Origin of the sequence: Streptomyces sp. NPDC097617 (genome assembly GCF_044761485.1) — a bacterium.
Lineage (GTDB): Bacteria > Actinomycetota > Actinomycetes > Streptomycetales > Streptomycetaceae > Streptomyces.
Window position 1 is genome coordinate 1 of the sequence record NZ_JBIWCL010000066.1, and the last position, 4,825, is coordinate 4,825.

Annotated in this window: 2 protein-coding genes; one reads left to right on the forward strand and one right to left on the reverse strand. The window is 70.5% G+C overall.

Features of this window, described 5'->3' with window-relative positions; all coding sequences use genetic code 11:
* Nucleotides 1-2,145: 2,145 nt before the first annotated feature.
* Nucleotides 2,146-4,569 carry a GH92 family glycosyl hydrolase gene (locus ACIQZO_RS40330; RefSeq protein WP_403636382.1) on the forward strand — a complete coding sequence of 808 codons (2,424 nt, stop codon included), beginning with the start codon at nucleotides 2,146-2,148 and terminating at the stop codon, nucleotides 4,567-4,569.
* Nucleotides 4,570-4,617: 48 nt separating this feature from the next.
* Here the strand turns inward: ACIQZO_RS40330 and ACIQZO_RS40335 are convergent.
* Nucleotides 4,618-4,825, reverse strand: a 208-nt coding sequence (locus ACIQZO_RS40335) for a hypothetical protein (RefSeq protein WP_403636384.1), incomplete at its 5' end; no start/stop codon positions are given.

Sequence of the window (4,825 nt, forward strand, 5' to 3'; positions counted from 1 at the left end):
TGCTGTCGCGAGGGTGTCCAAGTCGGTCTTCACACACAGACTCTGGACGCCCTCGTCCTATGTCCGCAGGTCATCCCTTGGACTCATTCATCTAGTTCCTCGGCGCGCGGCCGGAGCCGCCCCTGCCCAGCGTCGTCGACGCGGCCGTGACCGGTGGCCGCCGCATCCGGCGCCGCCGCGTGGTGCTTGCCGCGGCGAGCACGCTCGCGGTCGTGGCCTGCACGGTCACTGTGGCCACCACCCTGCCCGGGGCAGACACCAGACACGGCCCGCGCCCCGTCACCCCGGCTGCCACCCACCCTGCGACGCCCAGCCCCACCACAACCGCACCGAAGAACGGGGCAGACGCCGAACACGGCCCGACCGCCGTCGCCCCTGCTGCCAGCACCCCTGCGGTGCCCAGTCCGACCACAGTCGCACCGGAGAACTCGGAACCCCCGGGCGCCGCCCGGACCGTGCAGAGCACGGCTACTGGCGGAGGGGGGCTCTGCAGGGCCCGACCGGTGCGACCGAACCCGCTCACACAGGGGCACACGGCTCCGCCGACCGATAGACAACGCAACTCGTCCCATCCGCTGCTCGTTCAGCGGCGGCTCGACACTGGAGTAACACGTGCACTCCGTAACGGATCTTGCCGAAGTCGTCGATGAAGTGCGTCGGCTCGTCGCATCGCCCGACGAGGAACAGCGGTCGGCGCCCACCCCGCGTGACGCATGAGACGTCCTCGCTGTCGTTGACCATCTTCTCTCGATCTGCAACGGAACCCGTGTGGGAAGCCATCCAGGTTCCTCGCCTCGGGACGGGGCGGCCACGGGTTGGTCCCGTGCGGGTCCAGGGCGACAAGGCTCATTCCTCACGCGCGAACCGTGCGTATCTGCGGCGGCGCGGGATCCACTGCACGATCCCGGAACCGTCCGACCAGGCCGGCCACCGCAAGCGCGGGGGGACGTTGGCGGGCAGCCTCCGGCCTTCGACCGCGAGGACTACAAGGCCCGGCACGCGGAAGAATGCGGCATCACCCGGCTGAAGCGGAGCCGGGCGGTGGCCACCCAGTTCGACAAGCTCGCGGACCGGATCCGGTCGTCGCCGATCTTGGCCAGGCCCCGGGCTCCGGATAGGCCATGCGCCGAAAAGCGAGTGACGACCGCAATGCCAGGGTGGCTATCGAAGGCCGCGACGCAGGCCGTTTCGGGTTGGTTGAGTCGACACACGCGGTGTTCCGCTGCCGTACAAGCGCCGTCGCCTTGTGGTTGGACGCTGCTTCGACCTGGGGAAGGTGGTGCGAGCCGTCGTGCTGGAAGACTTGTGGAGCCGCTCCACAGCGCACCGATGGAGGCCCTGCGGACCACGTTGTACCACTACCTTCGGGCCGAGCGCAGCCTCGTGGAGGGCGCCCGACGCCTGCACGTGGCCAGGGGGACGGTGACCTACCGGGTGACGGGCCCAGGAGGTGCTGGAACACGACCGCGACGACCGCCTCTTCGCCCTCCACCCCGCCCTGGCGCTCGCCGAGGACCTGGAGGACGTGGTGCTCCTGCCTCGCGACGTCGAGCGATGAGCCCGATGCGCCTGCCGTGGCCCCGACCGAGACGGCAGACCAATGAGGGACCGGGATTCCGCGCTGGCAGACCAAGCGGCCGCCTCAGGGGCCGGAGTTAACAGGGGCCGCTCGGGCCGCGCTGCTGCCGCCGGTGAGCACGCTGTTCGCGACGTTCCTCGGCGACAACCCGATCGGCCATCTGCTCGGCTCGACGGGGTCCCTGGCATCACCGACCCCGGCGCAGCGCAAGGTGCTGACCGGACACTTCTTCCCGCGACTGCTCTCGGGCCCCTTCCACCAGGGCCTCACCGTGGTCTTCGGCGTCGCCGTCGGCATGGCCCTGGTGTCCGCGCTCGCCTCGGCCCTGCGGGGCCGCCCCGGGTCCCCCGAGGGACCCGCCCCGAAGCCCACCACCGCCACCACGACCGGAGCCGGCCCGGCGGCGAGCCCCGACGACGGACTCACGGGGCAAACCGGGCGCCCCGTCGGACAAACGTTCACCAGGACTTCAACGCTCGCACCCTGGCCGCCCCTTGCCTCACCGCCAGTCAGCCACTTAGCCTCGCCTCGCCTTCATGCCCCCACACAGAAAGGCGACTCGACGCATGCGCCACTCCCAACCGGACACAGCCAGACGCTTCGGCGCCAAAACCGCTGCCGTGGTGATCACCACCGTGCTCGCCGCGGCCGTACCCATCCCTTCGACCGCAGCACCGACCGCCGCCGAGCGCCCCTCGTCGCTCGTGGACCCGCTGATCGGCTCCAAGAACAGCGGCACCACCTACCCCGGCGCCACACTGCCGTACGGGATGATCGGCTGGTCGCCCACCAGCACCAGGGGCGACCAGACCAGCACGGGCGCGGCCAACGGCTACCAGTACGACGTGACCCGCATACGCGGGCTGAGCCTCACCCATGTCAACGGCGCCGGGTGCAACCCGGGCGCGGCCGGGGACGTTCCGATCATGCCGTTCGTCGGCGACGTCACGTCCTCGCCGTCGGCCGACACCAAGGACGCCACCTACGCGTCGAACTTCTCGCATGCCGACGAGAAGGCCGTGCCCGGCCGTTACACGCTCGGTCTGGACTCAGGCGCCACCGCCGACCTCGCCGTCAGCAAGCGCGCCGGAGTCGCCGACTTCACCTTCCCGGCCGGCCGCCCGGCGAACCTGCTCTTCCGCGTGTCCAACTCGCTCAACGGCAGCGAGGACGCGCACATCGACATCGACGCCGCCCACCGCAAGGTGACCGGCTCCGTCCTCACCGGCGCGTTCTGCGGACGCCGCGGCAACGGCGGCACCCCCAACAACAACCGCAAGACCTACTACCGCCTCTACTTCAGCGCGTCCTTCGACCGCGCCTTCTCGTCGGTCGGCACCTGGCACGACGCCACGCTGTCTCCCGGGTCCACGACCGCCTCCGGCGGCGAGGGATATGCGACCGGCGCGGACCGCGCGGGACGCGGCTCCGGCGGCTGGGTCGGCTTCGAAACCAGCTCTGACAACGATGTCACCATGCACCTCGGCATCTCGTACGTCAGTCTCGCGGGAGCCGAGAACAACCTCCGGAGCGAGATCGCGCCGAGGGCGAGCGTGACCGACGTCGCCGAGGCCGGTGCCCGCGCATGGGACCGCGAACTCAGCTCTGTCCGTGTCGACGGCGGCGGCGCGGACCGCCGTACCACCTTCTACACGGCGCTCTACCACGCGCTGATGCAACCCGGTGTGATCAGCGACGCCGACGGCCGCTACCGGGGCATGGACCAGGCCGTGCACCGGCTGGCACGCGGTCAGCTGGCGCAGTACAGCAACTTCTCCGGCTGGGACCAGTACCGCGCCCAGATCCAGCTGCTCGCCTTGCTCAAGCCCCGCGTGGCTGGCGACTTCGCCCAGTCCCTCTACAACTTCGCCCAGCAGAACGGCGGAGTCTGGGACCGCTGGGTGCACATCAGCGGAGCCACCCATGTGATGACCGGCGACCCGACCGCGGCGACCCTGGCCACCTTCTACGCCATGGGCGTGCGCAACTTCGACTACCAGGGGGCCTTCGACTCCCTGGTGCACCAGGCGACCGTGCCCAACGCGGACGAGCTGTCCGACGCCGGCTGTCCCGGACAATGCGTGGGCGAACGCCCCAACCTCGCCCAGTACATGAGCTCGCACTACGCCGCCCAAGACGTGTGCCACTGTTGGGGTGGCGCCGCCGAGACGCTGGAGGACTCCATCGCCGACTCCGCGCTCGGCCAGTGGGCGAAGCTGCTCGGCCGTGACAAGGAGGCCAAGGAGTTCACGGAGCGCGGCGCCTACTGGCGCAACGTCTTCAACCCCGGCACCGGCTACGCGCAGGCCCGCAAGCTGGACGGCGGCTGGGTGACGCCGTTCAGCCCCGGCAGCGACCTCGGCTTCGCCCAGGGCACCAGCGCGACGTACACCTGGATGGTGCCGCAGGACGTCCAGGGGCTCGCTTCCGTCATGGGCGGCCGGGACCGGGCCGCCGCCCGCCTCGACGGGTTCTTCCACAACGCCGACGGCTCCTGGTCGGTCAAGGGCGGCGACCCACTGCGCTACGACCCGACCAACGAGCCCGGCATCCACGCACCCTGGCTCTACAACGCGCTGGGACAGCCCTGGAAGACCCAGGCGACAGTCCGCCAGATCCTGGACACCGTCTACGGCACCGGCCCCGCGGGACTGCCCGGCAACGACGACCTCGGCACCATGTCCGCCTGGTACGTCTTCGCGGCTCTCGGGATCTACCCCCGCACCCCCGGCAGCGCGGACCTGCTCCTCGGCGCCCCGGTCTTCCCGAGGGCGGTCCTGCACCGGTCCGACCGGGCGGACATCGTCGTCACCGCGCCCGCGGCCGACGACACGCACCACTACGTCGACGGCGCCCGTCTGAACGGCCGCGACCTGAACCGCTCCTGGGTCGGCCGGTCCCTGACGCTGTCCGGCGGCAGACTGGACTTCCAGCTCGGCACAACGCCCGACACCCGCTGGGCGACCGGGGAGGGCGACCTGCCCAAGTGACCCGCGCGGGGCCCTGCGGCGCCCAGGGCGCCCAGGGCCCCGCGCTCGTTACAGAGCCCGCTCCAGCCGCCCGGACACCAGTCCGGCAAATTCGCTGTGGATCACTGGGTTGGTGATGGTCTGACCTGTGGGTCTAGTGTCCTGCGCCGGGAATTCGTTGATTGAGTGCGTTGTGGCTAACCGAATCTTGTTCGAGTGGCAGCGGGTGATCGTCTGGACGGAGGTTCGGGTGCGGTCGCGGGCATGAGAGAACGGG